This is a genomic window from Streptomyces sp. NPDC020996 (assembly GCF_040641355.1).
Taxonomy (GTDB): domain Bacteria; phylum Actinomycetota; class Actinomycetes; order Streptomycetales; family Streptomycetaceae; genus Streptomyces.
The window spans coordinates 37,393-59,100 of the sequence record NZ_JBFADM010000031.1; the positions used below are offsets into that span (position 1 = coordinate 37,393).

Sequence of the window (21,708 nt, forward strand, 5' to 3'; positions counted from 1 at the left end):
CACCTCAACGGGTGAGACGGTGTGTCGGAACCTCCCGGCCGTCCCCGGCGGCGGGGGCGGGGACGACGGGGCAGGGCTCCGGGCCGGGCATCGGCTCGCCCAGCATCAGCGTCCGCACCACCCGCTCGGCGGCCCGGCCGTCGTCGAACTCGCAGAACCGCTCCCGGAACGCCGCCCGCAGCTTCGCCGACTCCTCGCCCCGCCAGCCGCCCGACGCGAACAGCCACGCCAGCTCCCGGTAGGAACGCGACACCGGGCCCGGCGGCTCGGCCGTGACGTCGAAGTAGACGCCCCGGCTCGCCACGTAGGCGTCCCAGTCGTCGGCGTGGACCACGATCGGCCGGTCCAGGTTGGCGTAGTCGAACATCAGCGCCGAGTAGTCGGTGACCAGCACGTCTGAGGCGAGCATCACATCCTCGACGTGCGGCTCGTCCGTCGCGTCCACCAGCACGCCCCGCCGGTGCAGGTCGGCCAGGCCCAGGCCGCGCGCGATGCCGGCGGCGAGCGAGGGGTGCAGCCGGACCACGAGGGTGTGGCCGGGGCCGAGATCGGCGGCGAACCGGGCCAGGTCGATCCGGTCCACATGGCCGCCGCGCCGGTACTCCCGCCGGGTCGGTGCGTACAGCACCACCGTGTCGCCGTCGGGGATGCCGAGCCGCTCGCGGACCGCACGGCCGCGCCGCGCGGAGGGCTCCACCAGGACGTCGTTGCGCGGGCTGCCGGTCCGCAGCGAGGTGAAGTGACAGGGGTAGGCCCGTTCCCACGCCAGCTCGGAGTGGCGGTTGGCGACCAGGCTGTAGTCCCAGCGGTCGGCGCGGCGCAGCATCTGCGGCACGCTGAAACCGTGCCGGGCGCCGGGCTTGCCCAGCAGGTCGGCGCCCATGAACTTCAGCGGGGTGCCCAGGTGGGTGTGGATGTGGACGCTGCCGGGCCGCTTGACCAGGCTGCCCGGCCAGTTGACGTTGTTCACCCAGTACGTGGCCCGCGCCATGACCGCGTGGTAGCGCGCCGACCCCGGCGTCACGTGCTCGATGCCCGGCGGCAGGGTGTCCACCGCGTCCTCCCGCACCACCCACACCCCGCGGATGTGCGGGGCCAGTTCGCGGGCCTTGGCGTGGATCGCCGCCGGGTCGCCGGACACCCCCCGGTGGTGGCCGGAGGAGTAGACGGCCAGGTGCGGGTCGAGGGGGAGCCTCGACCCGGCCCCGTACAGGACCCGCTGGGAGCGCTCCGAGACGGTCCGCGCCGTGCGCCGGGCCGCCTTCCCCGCGAGGGCGCGCGCCCCGCGCGCGCCCCGCAGCGCCGCGTACGCCGGGTAGGGCGACGACGCCAGCAGCCGCATCTCGGTGCCGCGCGGTCCGTCCGGCGGGGTGAAGCCCGCCGGGAGGTGACGGCGGTGGAAGGACCGGATCTCGCGGTGGAAGTCGGCGCGGTGACCGGGCGTCACCCGGTCCTCGCAGGCCAGCACGTACAGCATGTGGTCCAGCGCCCGCTCGAACAGCAGCGGCCGCGCCCAGGCCAGGTCCGCGCGCTCCTCCAGGAACGCGAACAGGCCCTCGTACTGCGCGAAGATGTCGAAGTGGCGGAGCCCCGGCGTCTTGGTGATCGCGCCCTGCCGGCGCTGCCGGTACTCGACGCCGATCCGGTTCAGGCAGGCGATCCGGTCCGCGAGGACCATCGACCGGTAGGTGACCGGCGCGTCCTCGTACAGGCCGGGCGCGTACCGCAGCCCGTGCCCCTGGAAGAACGCGCGCCGGTAGGCCTTGTTCCAGGCCACCAGGAACAGGTGCACGTACTCGGGGCTCTCGCGCAGGCTGAAGGTGTCCAGGCCCGCCGCCTGGAGCAGGGCGGCGGAGTCGCTGCGCCCGCCGCGCCCCCACCAGTGCGTGCGGACGTGGTCGAAGACCAGGATGTCGGGGTCGCCGGCCGACTCCAGCCGGGCGGCGACGGCGGCCAGCAGGCCCGGCGTGTAGGCGTCGTCGCTGTCGAGGAAGAGGACGTAGTCGCCGCCCGCCTGCTCCAGGCCGGCGTTGCGGGCGCGGCCGAGACCGACGTTCTCCGGCAGGTGCAGCACCCGCACCCGCGGGTCGCGCGCGACGTACTCGTCGAGGATCGCGCCGCAGCCGTCGGGCGAGCGGTCGTCGACGGCGACCACCTCGAAGTCGCCGTACGACTGCCCGAGCACCGAGTCGAGGCACTCGCGCAGGTAGCCCTGCACCTTGAAGACGGGGACGATGATGCTGAAGCGGGGCACGGCTGACGTCAGCTCCTTACGAGGGGGGAGGCGGCCGGGGCCGGGACGCGCTCCGCGAGCGGGAGAACGGGCGGGATCGACTCGGGCGGCTCGCCGAGCAGCACCCGGCGCACGACCCGTTCGGCGGCGCGCCCGTCGTCGAACTGGCAGAACCGCTCCCGGAAGGCGGCCCGCGCCGCGGCGGCCTCCGGCCCCGCCCAGGAACCGTCGGCGAAGACCCGCGCCAGCTCCTCGGGGGTGCGGGCCACCGCGCCCGGCGGGCTCTCCATCAGATCGAAGTAGACGCCGCGGGTCTCCCGGTAGACGTCCCAGTCGTCCGCGTACACCACGATCGGCCGGTCCAGGTTGGCGTAGTCGAACATGATCGACGAGTAGTCGGTGATCAGCGCGTCGGCGGCCAGGCACACGTCCTCGGAGGAGCGGTGCGAGGAGACGTCGATGACCCGGCTGACCCTGCCGCCCCGGCCGGTGTCCGGACTGCCGCCGCGGTCGTAGAAGTAGTGGGCGCGCAGCAGCACGACGACGTTCTCGCCGGCCGCCTCGCAGAACGCCTCCAGGTCCAGGCCCGTCTCGAAGCCGGTGCGGTAGTCGCGGTGGGTGGGCGCGTACAGGACGGCCGTGCTGTCCTCCGGCACGCCCAGCTCCCGGCGCACGCGCGCCACGTCGTCCGCCGTCGCCGTGCAGTAGACGTCGTTGCGCGGATAGCCGTACTCCAGGGTCTCGTGCGCGCCGGGGAAGGCCCGCTCCCACATCTCGGTGGAGTGGCGGTTGGAGGTGAGGTTGTAGTCCCAGCGGTCCACCCGGGCCAGCAGCCTGGCGAAGCTGCCGGTGGCGGCCGCGACCACGGGGTACGCCACCTGGTCGACGCCCATCTTCTTCAGCGGGGTGCCGTGCTGGGTCTGCACGTGCACGCTGTCGGGCCGTTTGACGACGGCGTCCGCGAAGTTGGCGTTGTTGACGAGGTAGGTGGCGCGGGCCAGCACCTCCCAGTACCGGCGGCTGCCGATCACCGCGTAGTCGACGTCGGCCGGCATGGTGTGCGCCTGGTCCGCCTCCACCACCCACACCCCGCGGATGTGCGGGGCCAGTTGGCGCGCCTTGGCGTGGATCGCAGCCGGGCTGCAGGCGTAGCCGCGGCCCCAGTAGGCGCAGTACACCGCGAGGTGGGGATCCAGCGGGCGGCGCAGGGCGCGCGCGTAGCGCAGGCGGGTGCGCAGCCCCTTCGGCCGCGGCAGGCGCTCCCGCGCCCCGGCCGCCGCCCGGTTGACGGAGCGCAGGGTGCGGAACGCCGTGTACGCCCCCGCCGCCAGCAGCCGGTGCTGCACGCCGACGCTGCCGCCCGGCGGGCGGAACCCGGCCGGGCGGTGGCGCCGGTAGAGCCTGCTCGCCCGCCGGAAGAAGGCCCGCCGCCTGGCCGGCAGCCGCCCGGGATGCGCGGCGGTCTTCAGGATCGCGGCGAACAGCTGCGCGAACAGCGGCCCCGACCGCTCGGCCGGCAGCCCCAGTTCGGCGGCCCGGGTGAGCACCAGGTCGGTCTGGTCGAGGAGTTCGAAGTGGTGCTCGCCCGGCCGGGCCGCCCGGCTGCCCTGCCGCCGCACCAGGTGCCGCACCACGACCCGGCGCAGCACCGCGGCCCGCTCGGCGTGCAGCGCGACCAGCCCGCAGAAGCCGACGTCGGTGAAGTGGCCGCCGGGGAAACGGAGTTCGTGTTCGAGGAGGAACCCGCGGCGGTGCGCGGCGCTCCACGCCGGCAGCCGCACCCCGGTCAGCTGCGGCACCTGGCCGGGAGCGAAGGCGCCGTCCGGGAGCCTCCGCGGCCACAGCAGCGCGGCCGGGTTGGTGGGCTCGCCCTCCCACCACGGGGCCCGCTCGTGCTCGAAGTACAGCACGTCGACGTCGCCGGTGTCCGCCAGGCGGGCGTCGAGCGCCGCCAGCGCGCCCGGTACGAGGGTGTCGTCGCCGTCGAGGAACAGCACGTACGCGCCGGTCGCCGCCCGCATGCCGGTGTTGCGCGCCCCGGCCAGACCGGCCGACGGGGGCGAGTGCACCGGGACCACCCGGGAGTCCCGCTCGGCGTACCGGGCGGCGACGTCCGCCGCGGGCGAGCCGGGGGCGTCGCAGACCGGGATCAGCTCGACGTCGCCGAAGGGCTGCGCGAGGACGGAGTCCAGCGCCTGGGACAGCCGGCCCGCCACACCGTGGGACGGGACGATGATGCTGAAGCGGGGCATTCTGATCTTCCTGTCGATGTTCTGCACGGGCTCGGGCGCCTCAGACGGCGCGGCCTCGCCCCGGACGCCCGGCGGGACGCCGGCTGCACGGCCTGCTCGGGGCGGGCCGCGACGGACTGGAGGGCATGCGAACTCCTCGGTGTGACAACGGCGTTCAGAGGCTGTCGGTGACGGTCAGCGGGCCGGCCGGTTGCGGCACCGTGGTCTGCGGGGCGCGCGTGGGGGCCGCCGCCGACGGCACCGGGCGGCGCTCGGCGAGCGGCACGACCGGCGGCAGGTCCGCCCCGCGCTCACCCAGTACCACGTGCCGGACCACGCGTTCGGCGGCGCGCCCGTCGTCGTACGGGCAGAAGCGCTCCCGGAACGCCGAGCGCAGCCGCGCCGAGCGGGCGTCGTGCCAGCGTCCGGCGGCGAAGACCTCGATCAGCTCGTCCTCGCTGCGGACGACCGGGCCCGGCGGGGCGTCACGCAGGTCGAAGTAGGCGCCGCTGGAAGCCTCGAAGGCCTCCCAGTCCGCGGCGTGGACCACGATCGGCCGGTCCAGGTTGGCGTAGTCGAACATGATCGACGAGTAGTCGGTGACCAGGGCGTCGGAGGCGAGGCAGACGTCCTCGACGCTGGGGTGGCCGGTGACGTCGATGATCCGCGCGCCCCGCGGCAGGGGGCCGGTGTGCCGGGCGTGGGCGCGCAGCAGGACGACGAAGCGCCGCCCGAGCCGGCGCGCGACGCGCTCCACGTCCAGGGCCGGTCCCTGGGTGCGCCGGTGGTCGCGGCAGGTGGGCGCGTACAGGACCGCCACCGCGTCCCCGGGGACGCCGAACAGCTTGCGCAGCCGCGCCACGTCCGCCGGGGTCGCGCGCTGGAACACGTCGTTGCGCGGGGCGCCGTACTCCAGCGTGGTGTAGGCGCCCGGGAAGACGCGTTCGAAGGTCAGGGTGGAGTGGCGGTTGGCGGACAGCAGGTAGTCCCAGGTGTCGACGCCTCGCAGCAGGGCGGCGAAGTCCGTGTCGCGGGCGGCCGCCGGGCGCTCCTGGAGGTCCAGGCCCCGGTGCCGGAGCGGGGTGTCGTGCCCGGCCCGCACCAGGATCTGGCCGGGGCGTTTGACCAGGCGCCGGTCGAGGTCGGTGTCGTCGACGAGGTACTTGGAGCGGGCGAGCGCCGTGAAGTACGCGGCCGTGTCCGGGCTGACCCGCGGGGCCGCTTCGGGGGCGGGGTGCCGGTGCCCGGGGCGGGCGACCCACGTGGTGCGGATGTGCGGCGCCAGGGCGCGGAACGCCTCCTCCAGCGCCCCCGGGTCGCAGCCGTGGCCGCGGCCCCCGGAGGCGGAGAAGACGGCGCGGTCGGTGCGCAGCGGCAGGCACCGCTGGAGGCGGTAGTGCAGCCGGAGGCCGCCCGCCCGCACCGACCTGAGCAGGCGTGCGGCGAGTTTGCCGGTCCTGCGGTGCGCCGCCGACGCCAGCCGCAGGGCGCGGTAGGTGCGGTGCAGGCCCCAGCGGACCAGGGCGTGCCGCAGCGGAACGGGGCCGCCGGCCGAGCCGCCGGGGCCTCCGGGGACGCGGTAACGGCGGTAGTAGGCGCGGGCCTTGCGCAGGAACTCGGCGCGCGCCTCGCGCGGCAGCCGGTCGCGCCGGGAGAACACCACGATCAGATGGTCGACCATGCGGCGGAACAACACCGGCTGCCAGCAGGCCAGTTCGGGGCGCCGCTCGAGGTAGGCGAAGACGCGGTCGTACTGCTCGAAGACGTCGAAGTGCCGGCGGCTGGTGGTGCCGAGGATGTTGCCCCGGCGGCGCTGCCGGTAGTGGACGCACACCCGGTCGAGGGTGGCGAGCGACTCGGCCGCCATCAGCGCCGGGAACGTCCACGGGGTGTCCTCGTAGTAGCCGGGCGGGAAGGCGAGCGCCTCGCGCTCGACGAACTCCCGCTTGTACGCCTTGTTCCAGGCGACCATCAGCAGGCGCAGCAGGCCCGGCCGGTCCGCCAGCCGGAAGGGCGCCGGGCCCTGCTCGGTGAGCTGGGCGGCGGCCTGGTTGCGGACGGTCTCGCCCGACCAGAAGGTGCGCGCGTAGTCGTAGACCAGCACGTCCGGGTCGCCCGTCTCCTCCAGCCGGTCGGCGATCGCCCGCAGCGCGTCCGGGGCGAGGGTGTCGTCGCCGTCCAGGAACACCAGGTAGTCGCCGGTGGCCCGGGCCAGGCCGGCGTTCCGGGCGGGGCCGAGGCCCCCGTTCTCCGGCAGGTGCACGGGGCGCACGCGCGCATCGCGCCGCGCGAACTCGTCGATGATCTCGCCGCAGGCGTCCGGCGAGCGGTCGTCCACCGCGATCACCTCGAGATCGGGGTACGACTGGGTCAGCACCGATTCCAGGCATGCGTGCAGGTACGCCTGAACCTCGTACGCGGGGACGATGACACTGAACCTGGGCAAGGCACATCCAAGTTGGCTCGGCGCGGGGGGTTCTGCCCAGGAACGGCCAATGGAGTGACCTGGTTACGGTTTGTACGGCATACGGGGGATGCCGGGTGAACGAGAGGGGGCGGGGCCGTGACGGCCCCGCCCCCTCGGGCGTTGTTCACACGGTCACTTGACGGCGCCGGCCATCACGCCGGAGACGAACTGCCGCTGGAAGGCGAAGAACACGGCCAGCGGGATCACCATCGAGATGAACGCGCCGGGCGCCAGCACGTCGACGTTGTTGCCGAACTGCCTCACCTGCGTCTGCAGGGCGACCGTGATGGGCTGGGTGCCCGCCTTGGTGAACACCAGGGCGACCAGCATGTCGTTCCACACCCACAGGAACTGGAAGATGCCCAGGCTCGCGATCGCGGGCCCGCCGAGCGGCATCACCACGCGGGCGAACAGGCGCAGTTCGCCGGCCCCGTCGAGCCGGGCCGCCTCCAGCAGCTCCCGCGGGATCTCCGCGAAGAAGTTCCGCAGCAGGAACACCGCGAACGGCAGGCCGAAGCCCACGTGGAACAGGATCACCCCGAAGATCGTCCCGAACAGGCCGATGTTGCCGAAGAGTTCGGCGATCGGGATCAGCGCCACCTGCACCGGCACCACCAGCAGGCCGACCACGCCCAGGAACCACCAGTCGCGGCCCGGGAACTCCATCCACGCGAAGGCGTAGCCCGCGAGGGCGCCGATGACGACGACCATGACCGTCGCCGGGACGGTGATCCAGATCGTGTTCAGCAGCGCGTCGGTGATGTCGCTGTTGGCGAGCAGTTTCTGGTAGCTGTCGAACGTGATCTGCGACGGCTCGCTGAACACGTTCCACCAGCCGTTCGCCGCCATGTCCTCGGGGGAGCGCAGCGACGACAGCAGCAGGCCGATCGTCGGGACCAGCCAGAACAGGGCCACGACCAGGAGGAAGGCGCGCAGCACGCCACCGCTGACCGCGCCCGCGAGCCGCGAGCCGAGCGACTGCCCGGCCTTGGCGGGCCGGACGGGCTCGACGGGCGCCGCTTCGGGGAGACTTCCGGCTTCCGCGGTCATCGCCGCACCTCCCGTCGCAGCCTGCGGACGTTGAACAGCATCACCGGGATGACGAGCAGCAGCAGGAACACCGAGATCGCGCTGGCGATGCCGGGCTGGTCCTCGGAGAAGCCCTTCCGGTACAGCTCCAGGGCCAGCACGTTGGCGTCGTCCTGGGAGCTGTTCGGGGCGATGATGAAGACCAGGTCGAAGATCTTCAGCACGTTGATCATCAGGGTGACGACGACGACCGCGAGGACCGGCGCCAGCAGCGGCACGGTGATCCTGCGGAACACCTGCCACTCGCCCGCGCCGTCGACGCGGGCCGCCTCCAGGAGTTCCCGCGGGATGCCCGCGAGCCCGGCCGCGATCAGGACCATCGCGAAGCCCGCCCACATCCATACGTAACTGCCGATGATCGCCGGTGTGACCAGCGACGGGCCGAGCCAGTCCAGGCCGTTGTACGGCTCCGCGAAGTTGGACGCGGGCAGCCGCAGGTGCGCCCCGTCGGCCTTCGCGGGCAGCGCGAAGGTGCCGTCGTCCGCGGCCTTCGCCGTCGCCACGACCCTGCCGTCCTTGACGGCCTCGATCCGCATGCCGGGGTAGCCCAGCTCGGAGGCGTCGACGGCGCCGAGCTTCCCCACGCCCTTGCCGCGGGTGAAGTCCTGCCAGGTCGTGCCGGTGATCTTCCCCGGGTCGGGCTTCGCCTGTACGGCGTGCTTCGCGCTGCCGGGCATCTGGTCGGGGGCGACGCCGACCAGCGGGAGGGCGACGGACTCCCCGGTGCGGACGGCCGCCTTGGTCACGAAGCCGCCGCCCTGCGCCGTCAGCGGTGACTCGCGGCCCGGGTGCGCCTTCGGGAACGCGGAGGACTCGGCGAAGGTGTCGTGCACCCCGACCCACACCGCGTTCGCCACGCCCTTGTCGGGGTCCTGGTCGTAGACCAGGCGGAAGATGATGCCGGCCGCCAGCATCGAGATCGCCATCGGCATGAAGACGACCAGCTTGAACGCCGTGCCCCAGCGCACCCGTTCGGTGAGCACCGCGAAGATCAGGCCGAGCGCGGTCGCCACCGTGGGCGCGAACACCACCCAGACGATGTTGTTCTTCAGCGCGGTGCGGATGCCGTCGTCGGTGAACAGGGCCCGGTAGTTGTCGAATCCGGCGAAGCCGTCGCCGGAGGCGTTGTAGAAGCTGCGGACGACCGAGTACCCGATCGGGTAGACCACGAGCGCGCCGAGCAGCACCAGGGCGGGCAGCAGGAAGAGCGCTGCCACCGTCCGGCGGGTGCCGGTCACACTCTTGCGCGGACGGGGAGCGGAGGGTCTCGCCGTGTTCTTGGCGACACCCTCCGCGGCGGCCGGCGTCATCGCCGGCTCCACCCCACAGTGACGTGTCCGGTCATCGTCCGGTCAGCCTCCGTACGCCTTCGCCGCGTCCGCCTCGAGCTTCGCCTGCGCGCCCGCCACGTCCTTCGGGTTCTTCAGGAAGTCCTGAAGGTCCTTCCACTCGCCCTTGCCGGGCGTGCCGCCGAAGGACTGCGGGGCCTGGTCGGACATGTCGAAGCGGAAGTCGTCGCCGGCCGCGATGAGCGCCTTGGCGATCTTCCGCTGGACCGGGTTCGGATACGCCGAGTTGGGCACGTTCTTGTTCGGCGAGAGGTAGCCGCCCAGCTTGGCCTGGATGGTCGCCGCGTCGGGCGAGGCCAGGAAGGTGACCAGGGCCTGCGCGGCCTTGGAGTCCTTCAGGATCACGGCCGCGTCGCCGCCGGAGACCACCGGCGGGCTGTCACCGACCGCGGGGAACGGGAACACCTTCGCGTCGGTGCCCACCTTCGCCTTGGTCTCCTGGATGTTGACCTGCACGAAGTCGCCTTCGTAGACCATGGACGCCTTGGGCTGGGCGCCGCCGGTGAAGGTCTGCGTGACGGAGGCGGGGAACTCCGTCTGCAGGGCGCCGGAGCTGCCGCCCGCCACGTAGTCCTTCTTGCCCCAGATCTGGGCGAGCGTGGTCAGGGCCTCCTTCACGGAGGGGTCCGTCCACTTGATCTTGTGTTGGGCGAGCCGGTCGTACTTCTCCGGGCCCGCCTGGGAGAGATAGACGTTCTCGAACCAGTCGGTCAGCGGCCAGCCGTCCGCGCCGGCGACGGAGAACGGCGTCACACCGGAGTCGTAGACCGTCTGGGCGGTGCTGAGCAGTTCCTTCCACGTCTTCGGCTCGGAGGCGCCCGCGTTCTCGAAGACCTTGGCGTTGTACCAGATCAGCGACTTGTTGGCGGCCTTGTAGTAGGCGCCGTACTGCTTGCCGTCGACCTTGCCGATGTCCTGCCAGCCCTGGGCATAGTTCTTCTTCAGCTCCGCGACGGCCTCGGCGCCGAGGGGCTTGGCCCAGCCCTTGTCGACGGCCTGCTTGATGGCGCCCGGCTGCGGCAGCAGCGCGACGTCCGGCGGCTGCCCGCCCGCGATCTTCGAGCCGAGGAAGTTGATGATCGGGTCCTGGGCGGGCACGAAGGTGACCTTGGCGCCGGTGCGCTTCTCGAATTCGGCCAGGACCTTCTTGAAGTTCTTCTGCTCGCCGCCGGTCCAGACGGCGGCGACCTCCAGGTTCGCGCCGTTCAGCTTCGGGAGGGTGACGGTGGAGCCCGTCTCCTTGCCGCCGCCTGTGTCGTCCTTGCTCTTGTCGGTGCCGTCGCCGCCGCAGGCGGTGAGCGACAGGGTGAGCGCCCCTAAGAGGAGCGCGGCGGCCGTCCTCGCGGCCCTGCGGTTCTTGCTCGTGCTGTGCATTCACTGCCCCGTTCTTCGATCTTCGTCGAACGACCGAGCGCTGTCCCGTCCGTCTGGTCTACGCCCGTGCGCAGGGGGCGGCAAGAGCGCCTCCCGTGTCAAGTGGCGATTCGTGACCGCGTCGTGACCGGGGGTGGGGGCGGGGGTGCGGGTGGGTCCGGGCGGGTGCGGGATGGCGTGGCCGCCCGGCGGGCACGCCGAGGGCCGGGCGGGCGCGGCAACGGGCCGGGCGGCTGTCGGGCGGCTGCCGGGCGGGTGCCGAAGGACGCCGGGCGGGTGCCGACGGGTGTCGGGCGGGGGTGCGAACGGCCGTCGGGGCTGCAAACGGCCGTCGGGGCTACAGCAGTGACGGGACGTGTGCCGCCGACACCTCTCGTGCGGCCCTCTCCAGCGCGCTGGCCAGCAGGGCGAGGTCGGTCGGCCCGTTGCCCAGTTCCCGTACGGGGCGGCGGGCGGGCGGGTCGCCCATGCGCTCCCATTCCAGGGGGACGACCGTCGGGCGCAGCGTCGCCGTGCGGGGTATGCGGCCCGTGACCCGGCCGCCCTGGAAGGCCGTGGCCCGTCCGTCCGCCCAGGTCAGGCGGCCCCGCCCGGGAGCCGGCTGGTCCGGTCCGGCGCCGGGCGCGTCCAGCGTCACGCGCAGGCCGGCCCGGCGGGCCGGTTCGGTCTCCGCGGTACGGCCGCCCGGCCCGGCCGCCGCCACCAGGTGCACGCCGAGCCGCTCGCCCTCCCGGGCCACCGCCTCCAGCGCCCGCATCACCGAACCGGCCGCCGGCCGGCCGGGTGAACCCAGCGCGGGGGACACGAGGGCGTCCAGGTCGTCGACGATCACGACCAGCCGGGGCAGCGGCGGCGGCGCGTCCTCCGCACGCCTCCGGGCGGCCGCCGGGCGCAGCCGCAGGGTCGAGCTGGGCGGGGTGTCCAGGTCGGCGGCCCCGGCACCGGACGGGCCGGCGGCGCGGCCTCCGGCCGCCAGGGCTGCCGCGGCCGCCGCGCCGGGTGCCACGGCCGTGGTGCCTGCCGCGGTGCCGGGCGCGGGCGCGGCGGCGGGCGTGCCGCGGGTCGCCGCCGCCCGCTGGGGGACGATCCGGCCCGCCGCCGCCCGCCCGGCGTGCCACTCGTCGAAGTCGCAGCGGCCCAGCAGTTCGGCCCGCCGCTTCAGCTCGGCGCTCAGGGACTGCGCGAACTCCCGCATCCGAACGGGGTCGTTGGCGGTGAGGTGGGTGGTGACGTGCGGGACGTCCGTGCAGACGCGCAGGCCCTCGCCGGGTCCACCCGGCGCGCCCGTGCCGTCCCGGCCGTCGATCAGGACGATGCCCAGCCGGTCGGGGCGTTCGGCGGCGGCGAGCGAGGCGACCACGGCCCGCAGCAGCTCCGTGCGTCCGCTGCCCGCCGGTCCCTCGACCAGCAGGTGCGGCCCGTCCGCCGCCAGGTCCGCGCAGACCGGCCCGCGCGGACCGGCGCCGAGCACGGCCCACGCCCGCCCGCCGAGCGACTGCGCGTCGTCCGCCGCGTCCGCCCAGCGCGCCATCAGCGACGCCGGGGTGGCCCGGGCGAGCCCCAGCTCGTCCAGCAGCCGGGCGGCCTGGGGCAGCGGCACGGACACGCGCGTGTGCTGTTCGGCCGGGGAACCGTCCGGCCGCAACGGCGCCAGCGCCCGCGCGAACCGCTCGGCCCACGCGAGCGACACGGCGTCCACGGCGGCCGTCGTGCCGGGACCCACCGGGCCTGCGTGCGGCGGGGCGGGCACGGCGGAGCGGCCCGCGGCACCGGAGCCGGGGCCGGGACCGGTACCGAGGCCGGTGGCCGGGCGGTCGGCGGGGGCCGGAGCGGTCCGGGCCACGCGCATCAGGCGCAGCGCCGTGGCCACGTCGCCGCTGAGCAGCGCGACCGCGCCGCAGTCCCGGAACGCCGGGGCCACCGCGCACGCCGCCCGGTAGGTCTCCGTGACCGGTGACGCGGGCGGCGCGGACTCCGTCTCGGCGAGGCACACGACGTGGATCCCGGCCGCCGGTCCCGCCAGGGCCAGCCGCGTCACCGCCTCGCGCACGGCGGTGCCGGGGTCGCCGTCCACGACCAGCACGGTGTACGGCCCGGTGAAGCCGTCCGCCCCGTCCTCGTCGTCTTCCCGGGCCCAGGAAGGGCGCCGGGCGGCGGGGAGTCCGGGGGCCGGGGCGGCCGGCCGGGCACCCGGACGGGCGTCCGCCGACCGGTCCTCCAGGCGCCGGAGCAGCTCGTCGGTGCGCGCCGCGGCCTGTTCGTGGTCGTAGGCGAGCAGCAGACGGCAGTCCTGGCCGTGCGCGGGACGCACATGGGGGAGCCAGCCGAGCCAGGACCACTCCGCGGCGCGCTCCTGCACGGGGCGGGAGCGGTCCGCGCTGATCAGGACGATCTCCAGCAGTTCGGGGGAGTGCAGCGCGGCGAGCTGGGCCACCACCGCGCGGGCCAGCCCGGACAGGCGCGCGCGGGGACCGGCCAGCCCCAGGGAGCCGGCCTCGCGCAGGTTCGCGGTCACCGGCACGGCGGGCAGCAGGCCGGAGCCGTCGGGCGCCGCCCGGTCGGCCGTGCCGAGCCGCACGGTGAGCGTCTCCGGGTGTCCCGGCCCGCGCTCCCACAGCCGGGGGCCCGGACCGAGCGCCGTCAGCAGCAGCACCGCCGGGTCCGGCCAGGTCTCCGGCAGCCGGGCACCGCCGGCGGGCGGGTACGCCGCCGCGCCGGGGGCGTCCTGGGCGCCGTACGCCTCGTCGGCTGCCGCGGCCTGCTCGCCGCGCCCGCCGGCCAGCCGCCGGGCCCACGCCGTGAGCCCGCCGCGCCTGCGCGCCCCCTGGGCGGCCGTACCGCCCCGCGCGCGTGCGCCGTCGTCCGCCGTGCCGTGGTCCACCGCGCCGTGGTCCACCGCGCCGTGGTGCACCCCGCCGTGGTCCACCGCGCCGTAGTGCGCCGCGTCGTGGGCGGCCTGCGCGCCGGGGTTCCACGCGACCGCGCCCGGGTGGCCGGCGTGCGTGTCCCCGGCCATGTAGCGGGTCGGCCCGGACGGTGGCTGCGGCGGGCCGCTCTCGATCCGCGGCGCCCCGCCCTGCTCCGGCACCACCGGGGCGTGCCTCTGGGCGCCGGGCGCCTCCCGCAGGGCGGCGGCCGTGTCGCCGCCGTCCGCCACACGCGCGTGGGACCCCGCCGGAGCCTGCGCGGCGGCCCCGGCCGGGCCCGCGCCGCCCGGCGCCGTCCGGTCCGCCCCGGAGGGCACCCGTATGTGGCCCTCCCCGTCCGGTGCGGTCGCCACCCGCTCCTGCGGCCGCGCGGCGGGGGCGAGCCGCAGGGCCGACTCGCCGATCCGCAGCAGCCCGCCCGGGGTGAAGGGCACCGGGCGGGCGTCCACGCGGACGCCGTCCAGGACCGTGCCGTTGGTGGAGCCGAGGTCGGCGACCGAGACGCGGCCGTCGGCGGCGACCGTGACCGCGCAGTGCAGCCGGGAGACGTCCGGGTCGTCGAGCGGGACGTCGGCGTCGGCGGAGCGGCCGATGCGGATCTCCCCGCCGTGCAGCAGGTGCACTCCGCCCGCGTCCGGCCCGGCGACCACGTGCAGCTGGGTCGGGGCGTCGGCCGGCTCCGGGTGCGGTTCGGGGTCGGCCGGGGCGCCCAGGGACAGCACGGCGCCGTCGGTCAGCGGGGGCTCGCCGAGGGTGCTGCGGCGGTCGTCGAGCCGCTCCACGCCCGCGTACAGCACGGGGGCGCCGCCGGACGCGGCCGCGCTCCCGTCGCCGGAGACCGCCGAGGCCAGCGCCGACGCGACCGCGGCGAGGGCCGTGCCGGCGGGCGCCGTGACCAGTACGTCGCGGCTCGCGGTGCGGCCCCGGGCCCGGTCGGGCGGGCCCAGCGGGTCAACGACGGTCAGCCGGATCTGCATCGCCGTCAGCGGTCCCTTCTGCGCGGGCGCGGACTTCCCCCCACCCCACACGAGCACATCGGCCAGTACTGCAGGCATCCTCGCACCTGCCGCCGACAACACGCCCGCCGCCGGAGGGCAAGTGATCTTGATTGGTCGGCTCTGCCCGCAAAAGTGCCTGACAGCCGCCCTCCCGATGACCGTTCGAGATCGGTCACGACCGCTTCCGGCAACCGACGGACCGGGTCGAGCGTCTTTCCTTCGCACAGGCGCGGGAATCTCGTACGCGAGACGCTTGGGCGACGACAGCCGGTGGCGCCCTTCGCGCCATTACAGTGGGTCGGAACGTAAGCAAGCAGCAGGGAGCCCATGACGTGCGGCCGGTAGGGAGCAAGTACCTGCTCGAGGAACCGCTCGGACGCGGCGCCACGGGCACCGTCTGGCGAGCCCGCCAGCGCGAGACCGCGGGGGCCGAGGCCGCGGTGCCGGGCCAGCCCGGCGAGACCGTCGCCATCAAGGTCCTCAAGGAGGAGCTGGCGAGCGACCCGGACATCGTGATGCGCTTCCTCCGGGAGCGCTCCGTCCTGCTGCGCCTGACCCACCCGAACATCGTCCGGGTCCGCGACCTGGTCGTCGAGGGTGATCTGCTGGCGCTGGTCATGGACCTCATCGACGGTCCCGACCTGCACCGCTACCTGCGCGAGAACGGTCCCCTCAGCCCCGTGGGCGCCGCCCTGCTCACCGCCCAGATCGCCGACGCGCTCGCCGCCAGCCACGCCGACGGAGTGGTCCACCGCGACCTCAAGCCCGCCAACGTCCTGCTGGCGCAGGGCGGCGGCCAGATGCACCCGATGCTGACCGACTTCGGCATCGCGCGCCTCGCCGACTCCCCGGGCCTGACCCGCACCCAGGAGTTCGTCGGCACGCCCGCGTACATCGCGCCGGAGTCCGCCGAAGGCCGCCCGCAGACCTCCGCCGTCGACATCTACGGCGCCGGCATCCTGCTGTACGAGCTGGTCACCGGCCGCCCGCCGTTCGCCGGCGCCACCGCCCTGGAGGTGCTGCACCAGCACCTCAGCGCCGAACCGCGCCGCCCCTCCACGGTCCCCGACCCGCTGTGGACGGTCATCGAGCGCTGCCTGCGCAAGAACCCCGGCGAACGGCCCAGCGCCGAGAACCTCGCCCGCGGCCTGCGCGTCGTCGCCGAGGGCGTCGGCGTCCACGCGAGCAGCGCCCAGATCGCCGCCGCGGACGCCGTCGGGAGCCTGCTGGCCCCCGACTCGTCCCCTGCCCCCGTCCCCGGCTCGGCGGACGCGACGCAGGTGCTGCAGCACGGCGCGGGCGCCTTCGACCCGAACGCCGCGACCAGCGTCCTGCCGCACACCGGCGCCCCCGGCCCGGCCGGCGCCGCGGACCCCACCGCCGTGCTGCCGCAGACCGGCGCCGCCGACCCCACCGCCGTCCTGCCGCCGGTCCCGCAGGGGCAGTCGGACCGGCAGTCCGGCGACCCGGAGCAGCCGCACCCCTGGCAGAGCCAGCTGCGCGCCGCCCGCGACCGCAACGAGCAGACCCAGGTGCAGTACCTCGACCCCGGCGAGGATCCGCTGCGCCGCCGCCCCCAGCGCCAGGTCGCGCGCCCGCAGCAGCAGCCGCAGCGGCCCCAGCAGCGCCCGCAGCAGCGGCCCCCGCAGGCCGGCCCGGACTACGGCTACCCGCACCAGCCGCAGCAGTACGCCGGCCCGCCGCAGCAGTACGCCGCGCCGCCGCAGCACCAGCGGCCCCGGCAGCAGCAGCCGCAGCGGTACGCGCCGGAGCCGCAGCAGCCCGCCCGCGAGCCCCGGCAGCCGCGGCAGCGCAGCGCCAACCCGATGAAGATCCCCGGCCTCGGCTGCCTGAAGGGGTGCCTGTTCACCCTCGTCATCCTGTTCGTGGCGAGCTGGCTGATCTGGGAACTGAGCCCGCTGCAGGACTGGATCGGCACCGGCAAGGGCTACTTCGCGCAGCTCAAGGACTGGTTCGACACCGTCTCCGGGTGGATCGGCGACCTGGGGAGCTCGAGTTCGAGCTCGGGCAACGGCGCCTGACACCCCGGGCGCGGGGCGCCGGTCCGGGGTGAGCCGTCCCCGGGGTGAGCCGTCCCTGGGGATCGCCGGTCCGGGTGCGCCGGGCCGAGGACGCGTCGGAGTGGGGATTTGTCGACTTCTGGCGGGTGATTTCCGTCTCCGCGGTGAAGGCCGGCTCCCCGGACGCGTAGTTTTAGCGACAACACGCGTCGGTAGGAGCAGTCTTGGCACGGAAGATCGGCAGCCGGTACACCGCCAACCAGATCCTGGGGCGGGGCAGCGCCGGCACGGTGTGGCTGGGCGAGGGGCCGGACGGTCCCGTCGCCATCAAGCTGCTGCGCGAGGACCTGGCCTCCGACGAGGAGCTCGTCGGGCGCTTCGTGCAGGAGCGCACCGCGCTGCTCGGTCTGGAGGACCCGCACATCGTCTCCGTCCGCGACCTGGTCGTGGACGGCAACGACCTCGCGCTCGTCATGGACCTGGTCCGCGGCACCGACCTGCGCACCCGCCTCGACCGCGACCGGCGGCTCGCGCCGGAGGCGGCGGTCGCGATCGTCGCCGACGTCGCCGACGGGCTCGCCGCGGCGCACGCGGCCGGCGTGGTGCACCGGGACGTGAAGCCGGAGAACGTGCTCCTCGACATGCAGGGCCCGCTGGGCCCGGGGGGCGCGCACCCCGCGCTGCTGACCGACTTCGGGGTGGCGAAGCTGATCGACTCCCCCCGCCGGACGCGCGCGACGAAGATCATCGGCACCCCGGACTACCTGGCGCCGGAGATCGTGGAGGGCCTGCCCCCGCGGGCGGCCGTCGACATCTACGCCCTCGCCACGGTCCTCTACGAGCTGCTGGCGGGCTTCACGCCGTTCGGCGGCGGCCACCCCGGCGCGGTGCTGCGCCGGCACGTCACGGAGACGGTGGCACCGCTGCCCGGCATCCCGGACGAGCTGTGGCAGCTGATCGTGCAGTGCCTGGCCAAGGCGCCGGCCTCGCGGCTGCGGGCCTCGGAGCTCGGCACCCGGCTGCGCGAGCTGCTGCCGATGCTCGCGGGGATGCCGCCGCTGGACGTGGACGAGCCGGACGTGGAACCCGCCCCGGAGGACGCCCCGCCGCCGGAGCCGGTGTCCGCGGGCGGGACGCGCCGCGGCGCGGTGCCGCTGGTCCCGGGCTCCAGGCCGGCCGACTCCAACCGGGACACGCACACCTCGATGCGGGTGCCCGGGCCGGACGAACTGGCCGGGGGCGCCCGCGGCACGGCCCGGGTGCCCAGGGCCGCCGGGGCGCCGCGTCCCGGCTCGGCGCGGCACCGGGCGATCGCCCGGCGGCGCCGGATCGTCCTCGGAGCGGCGGCTCTGGTCCTGGCCGCGGCGGCCGGGGTCGGCGCCTGGCTGGCCACGTCCGGCGACGACGCGGGCACCGCACCGCGGGATGCGGGGACCTCGGCGCCGGCCGCCCCGTGACCGGCGGGACCCGGGTGCGCCGTGGTCACCTGCGTTCCACGGTTGGCGGAACCGTTACGCTGGAGGCGTGGCAGTCGTCGATGTATCCGAAGAGCTCAAGTCCCTCTCCTCGACCATGGAGTCGATCGAGGCCGTTCTGGACCTCGACAAGCTGAGGGCAGACATCGCCGTGCTCGAGGAGCAGGCGGCCGCGCCGTCCCTGTGGGACAACCCGGACGAGGCGCAGAAGATCACCAGCAAGCTGAGCCATCTGCAGGCCGAGGTCAGGAAGGCCGAGGCGCTGCGCGGGCGGATCGACGATCTCTCGGTGCTGTTCGAGATGGCCGAGGAGGAGGACGACCCGGACACCCGCGCCGAGGCCGAGTCCGAGCTCGCCGCCGTCAAGAAGGCGCTGGACGAGATGGAGGTCCGCACCCTGCTCAGCGGGGAGTACGACGCCCGTGAAGCGCTCGTGAACATCCGCGCCGAGGCCGGCGGCGTCGACGCCGCCGACTTCGCCGAGAAGCTCCAGCGGATGTACCTGCGCTGGGCCGAGCGCCACGGCTACAAGACCGAGATCTACGAGACGTCGTACGCCGAGGAGGCCGGCATCAAGTCGACCACCTTCGCCGTGCAGGTGCCGTACGCCTACGGCACGCTCTCCGTGGAACAGGGCACGCACCGGCTGGTGCGCATCTCGCCCTTCGACAACCAGGGGCGCCGGCAGACCTCCTTCGCGGGCGTCGAGGTGCTCCCCGTCGTCGAGCAGTCCGACCACGTCGAGATCGACGAGAGCGAGCTGCGCATCGACGTCTACCGGTCCTCCGGGCCCGGCGGCCAGGGCGTCAACACGACCGACTCCGCGGTGCGCATCACGCACCTGCCCACCGGCATCGTCGTCTCCTGCCAGAACGAGCGGTCGCAGATCCAGAACAAGGCCACCGCGATGAACGTCCTCCAGGCCAAGCTGCTCGAGCGGCGCCGCCAGGAGGAGCAGGCCAAGATGGACGCCCTCAAGGGCGACGGCGGCAACAGCTGGGGCAACCAGATGCGGTCGTACGTGCTGCACCCGTACCAGATGGTCAAGGACCTGCGCACCGAGTTCGAGGTCGGCAACCCCGAGGCCGTCTTCAACGGCGAGATCGACGGGTTCCTCGAGGCCGGGATTCGCTGGCGCAAGCAGCAGGAGAAGTAGCCGCGAACAGCTTTGTCGACTTGGCAACTGCCGCCCTACGGGCGGCAGTTGCCTTTTGTGTAGGCGCTGTGTCTGGGGTTTACGTCACACTCACAGACTCCAACTCCCCTCAAAGAAGGCAGAATTCAGACATTGCGCGCGCAACGGCCTTGACGTTGCTGTGAAAAGTGGGAAGGGTGAAGCCTTGGCATGCGTATCTCTGGGGCGCATGTGAACCGGGGGGCTCCTTCCGTGCGGCCGTCCCCGTCGATCACGGCCCCCGAGCGCCGCCTCACTGACGATGAGCTACTGGGGGTAGCAACCACATGACCAACAAGATGCGCGTCCGCGTTGCGCGGATCGCCGCGGGTGCCGTGATCGCCGCCGGCGCCTCGCTGACCGCCGCGGGCGTCGCGGCCGCCGACGACTGCGATCTCCTCGACATCTGCGTCACGCCGGAGCCGACCCCGAGCGACCCGGTGCCGACCGAGACGACGCTGCCGACGGAACAGCCCACGGCGACCGACGAGCCGACCGACCCCACGGAGGAGCCCACCGAGCCCACCGAGGAGCCGACCGACGACCCGACCTCGCAGCCCACCGACCCGGGCAACGGCAACGGCAACGGCGGTGGCAACGGCAACGGCAACGGGAACGGGAACGGGAACAGCGGGGGCGGCAACAGCAACACCGACCCCGACGGCGGTTCCGGCACCTCCGCGCAGGAGGAGGGCACCTCCGCCCTCACCGACACCGGCACGGACACCTCGTCCGGCACGGCGGCCCAGGGCAGCGGCGACGAACTCGCCGAGACCGGTGCCGGCCAGACCGTCTTCCTGGTGATCGGCGCCGCCACGATGATCGCCGGCGGTGTCGGCTTCCGCGTCCTGCCGCGCCTGGTGGGCGGCCGCGGCGGCGCCGCGGCCTGACGCGTACCGACGGCGTCCGCCCGCGCGCGCAGCGTGCGCGGGCCGTAGGCGCCGCTGCGGCGCGTCGCGGGAACACCGCGGGATATACGCAGGTCAGGGGCCCGGAGCGTGTCACACGCTCCGGGCCCCTGCCATGTCTGTGTTCCGTTCCGGGTCCCGGTCCCGGTCGCCCCGCTAAGGTCCGCCGCGCCGAGCGGACTGCCGCGCACGCGGTCTGCTGCACTACGCGGTCTGCCGCGCTACGCAGTCTGCCGCGCTACGCGGTCTGGTGCGCCAGCAGCGCCACCGCGGCGATCAGCACCGCGAGCAGCGCGATCAGCGCCATGGGGTTCAGCCCCGCGAAGAAGTTCTCCTGCTGCAGCCGCTCGCGGTTCGCACGGCACACGGGGCACCGGCCCTCGCTCACGGGCGCCGCGCAGTTCGCGCACACCAGCCGGTCGTACGTCATGCGCTCGCCCTCCTTGCCCGACGGTTCCACCGGGTGAACGCCCGAAGGTCGCCGGACGTTCCCCCCTCCACTGTGCCAGGTTCGCCCCGGCGGTGCCCGGGGTCGTCCGTCCCGGGGTGGGTGAGGCTCGTCTCGCCGGGGTGGGCGGACTGCTGTCCGGCGCGCCGTTCCGTCTCCTCGCGGCCTCCCCGGAGCCTTCCCCGCACGGCACAAAACCGCACATCCGCTACGCAACCGCCACCGGTGCCTGCGCTCACGCGCCCGACTCGCGTATGGTCACGCTCATCTACCCCCGGCGACCCGTGGTGCATCCGTGATCCGATTCGACAACGTCTCCAAGGTCTACCCCAAGCAGAGCCGTCCTGCACTCAGGGATGTGTCCCTTGAAGTGGAGAAGGGCGAGTTCGTCTTCCTCGTGGGGTCCTCCGGCTCCGGAAAGTCCACCTTCCTGCGGCTGATCCTCCGCGAGGAGCGGTGCAGCCACGGTCAGGTGCACGTCCTGGGCAAGGACCTCGCCCGCCTGTCCAACTGGAAGGTGCCGCAGATGCGTCGCCAACTGGGCACCGTCTTCCAGGACTTCCGGCTGCTGCCGAACAAGACGGTGGCCGAGAACGTCGCCTTCGCGCAGGAGGTCATCGGCAAGTCGCGCGGCGAGATCCGCAAGTCCGTGCCGCAGGTGCTCGACCTGGTCGGGCTCGGCGGCAAGGAGGACCGCATGCCCGGCGAGCTGTCCGGCGGTGAGCAGCAGCGCGTGGCCATCGCCCGGGCGTTCGTCAACCGGCCCAAGCTGCTCATCGCCGACGAGCCCACCGGCAACCTCGACCCGCAGACCTCCGTCGGCATCATGAAGCTGCTCGACCGGATCAACCGCACCGGCACGACCGTCGTGATGGCGACGCACGACCAGAACATCGTGGACCAGATGCGCAAGCGCGTCATCGAGCTGGAGAAGGGCCGCCTCGTCCGCGACCAGGCCCGCGGCGTCTACGGCTACCAGCACTGACCGCGTCCCGACCCGTCCACGGAAAGGCT

The 21,708-nt window shown here is 74.2% G+C and carries 13 protein-coding genes; 5 read left to right on the top strand and 8 right to left on the bottom strand.

All coding sequences use genetic code 11. The annotated features are described in order from the left end of the window. Positions 1-4: 4 nt before the first annotated feature. The 7 genes from AB0G63_RS21455 to AB0G63_RS21485 all read right to left on the bottom strand — a co-directional run bounded on the left by AB0G63_RS21455 (position 5) and on the right by AB0G63_RS21485 (position 14,647). Positions 5-2,254: a bifunctional glycosyltransferase family 2 protein/CDP-glycerol:glycerophosphate glycerophosphotransferase gene (locus tag AB0G63_RS21455; RefSeq protein ID WP_360752490.1), complete on the bottom strand. Its 2,250-nt coding sequence runs from the start codon at positions 2,252-2,254 to the stop codon at positions 5-7. Positions 2,255-2,262: 8 nt separating this feature from the next. Continuing rightward, positions 2,263-4,485 carry a bifunctional glycosyltransferase family 2 protein/CDP-glycerol:glycerophosphate glycerophosphotransferase gene (locus tag AB0G63_RS21460; protein ID WP_360752493.1) on the bottom strand — a complete coding sequence of 741 codons (2,223 nt, stop codon included), beginning with the start codon at positions 4,483-4,485 and terminating at the stop codon, positions 2,263-2,265. A 154-nt stretch (positions 4,486-4,639) separates the two neighbouring features. Further along, positions 4,640-6,910, bottom strand: coding sequence for a bifunctional glycosyltransferase family 2 protein/CDP-glycerol:glycerophosphate glycerophosphotransferase (locus AB0G63_RS21465; protein WP_360752495.1), 2,271 nt, complete (start codon positions 6,908-6,910; stop codon positions 4,640-4,642). A gap of 153 nt (positions 6,911-7,063) precedes the next feature. Further along, positions 7,064-7,981, bottom strand: a complete 918-nt coding sequence (locus tag AB0G63_RS21470; RefSeq protein WP_360752497.1) for a carbohydrate ABC transporter permease — start codon at positions 7,979-7,981, stop codon at positions 7,064-7,066. After that, positions 7,978-9,330 (bottom strand): sugar ABC transporter permease, encoded by a 1,353-nt coding sequence (locus tag AB0G63_RS21475; protein WP_360752498.1) that lies wholly within the window; start codon positions 9,328-9,330, stop codon positions 7,978-7,980. Before AB0G63_RS21475 ends, AB0G63_RS21470 begins: the two co-directional genes overlap by 4 nt. Positions 9,331-9,372: 42 nt before the next feature. After that, the gene (locus AB0G63_RS21480) at positions 9,373-10,743 is read right to left on the bottom strand and encodes an ABC transporter substrate-binding protein (protein WP_360752501.1); all 1,371 of its coding nucleotides are present in this window, start codon (positions 10,741-10,743) and stop codon (positions 9,373-9,375) included. Positions 10,744-11,080: 337 nt separating this feature from the next. Then, positions 11,081-14,647 carry an FHA domain-containing protein gene (locus AB0G63_RS21485; RefSeq protein WP_360752578.1) on the bottom strand — a complete coding sequence of 1,189 codons (3,567 nt, stop codon included), beginning with the start codon at positions 14,645-14,647 and terminating at the stop codon, positions 11,081-11,083. Between the two features lie 353 nt (positions 14,648-15,000). On the opposite strand from AB0G63_RS21485, the gene AB0G63_RS21490 reads away from it, so the two are divergent. From AB0G63_RS21490 to AB0G63_RS21505, 4 genes are all read left to right on the top strand, one after another. Next, the gene (locus AB0G63_RS21490; RefSeq protein WP_360752504.1) at positions 15,001-16,710 is read left to right on the top strand and encodes a protein kinase; all 1,710 of its coding nucleotides are present in this window, start codon (positions 15,001-15,003) and stop codon (positions 16,708-16,710) included. A gap of 203 nt (positions 16,711-16,913) precedes the next feature. Next, positions 16,914-18,146 carry a serine/threonine-protein kinase gene (locus AB0G63_RS21495; protein WP_360752508.1) on the top strand — a complete coding sequence of 411 codons (1,233 nt, stop codon included), beginning with the start codon at positions 16,914-16,916 and terminating at the stop codon, positions 18,144-18,146. 67 nt (positions 18,147-18,213) lie between these two features. Next, a complete protein-coding gene (gene prfB / locus AB0G63_RS21500; protein ID WP_360752511.1) occupies positions 18,214-19,320 on the top strand; it encodes a peptide chain release factor 2 in 1,107 nt (368 codons plus the stop codon). Between the two features lie 305 nt (positions 19,321-19,625). Continuing rightward, positions 19,626-20,228: a hypothetical protein gene (locus tag AB0G63_RS21505; RefSeq protein WP_360752514.1), complete on the top strand. Its 603-nt coding sequence runs from the start codon at positions 19,626-19,628 to the stop codon at positions 20,226-20,228. Between the two features lie 256 nt (positions 20,229-20,484). On the opposite strand, the gene AB0G63_RS21510 is transcribed toward AB0G63_RS21505, so the two are convergent. Further along, positions 20,485-20,676: a hypothetical protein gene (locus AB0G63_RS21510; RefSeq protein WP_016438128.1), complete on the bottom strand. Its 192-nt coding sequence runs from the start codon at positions 20,674-20,676 to the stop codon at positions 20,485-20,487. A gap of 313 nt (positions 20,677-20,989) precedes the next feature. Here AB0G63_RS21510 and ftsE point away from each other — a divergent pair, with 313 nt between their 5' ends. Further along, positions 20,990-21,679 (top strand): cell division ATP-binding protein FtsE, encoded by a 690-nt coding sequence (gene ftsE, locus AB0G63_RS21515; protein ID WP_264930924.1) that lies wholly within the window; start codon positions 20,990-20,992, stop codon positions 21,677-21,679. Positions 21,680-21,708 lie beyond the last annotated feature (29 nt).

Bases quoted from the DNA above. Each gene is read 5' to 3' on its own strand.
- AB0G63_RS21460 (WP_360752493.1), bottom strand. From the start codon at position 4,485: ATGCCCCGCTTCAGCATCATCGTCCCGTCCCACGGTGTGGCGGGCCGG.
- AB0G63_RS21470 (WP_360752497.1), bottom strand. From the start codon at position 7,981: ATGACCGCGGAAGCCGGAAGTCTCCCCGAAGCGGCGCCCGTCGAGCCC.
- AB0G63_RS21475 (WP_360752498.1), bottom strand. From the start codon at position 9,330: ATGACGCCGGCCGCCGCGGAGGGTGTCGCCAAGAACACGGCGAGACCC.
- AB0G63_RS21480 (WP_360752501.1), bottom strand. From the start codon at position 10,743: ATGCACAGCACGAGCAAGAACCGCAGGGCCGCGAGGACGGCCGCCGCG.
- AB0G63_RS21485 (WP_360752578.1), bottom strand. From the start codon at position 14,647: ATGCAGATCCGGCTGACCGTCGTTGACCCGCTGGGCCCGCCCGACCGG.
- AB0G63_RS21505 (WP_360752514.1), top strand. From the start codon at position 19,626: ATGACCAACAAGATGCGCGTCCGCGTTGCGCGGATCGCCGCGGGTGCC.
- AB0G63_RS21510 (WP_016438128.1), bottom strand. From the start codon at position 20,676: ATGACGTACGACCGGCTGGTGTGCGCGAACTGCGCGGCGCCCGTGAGC.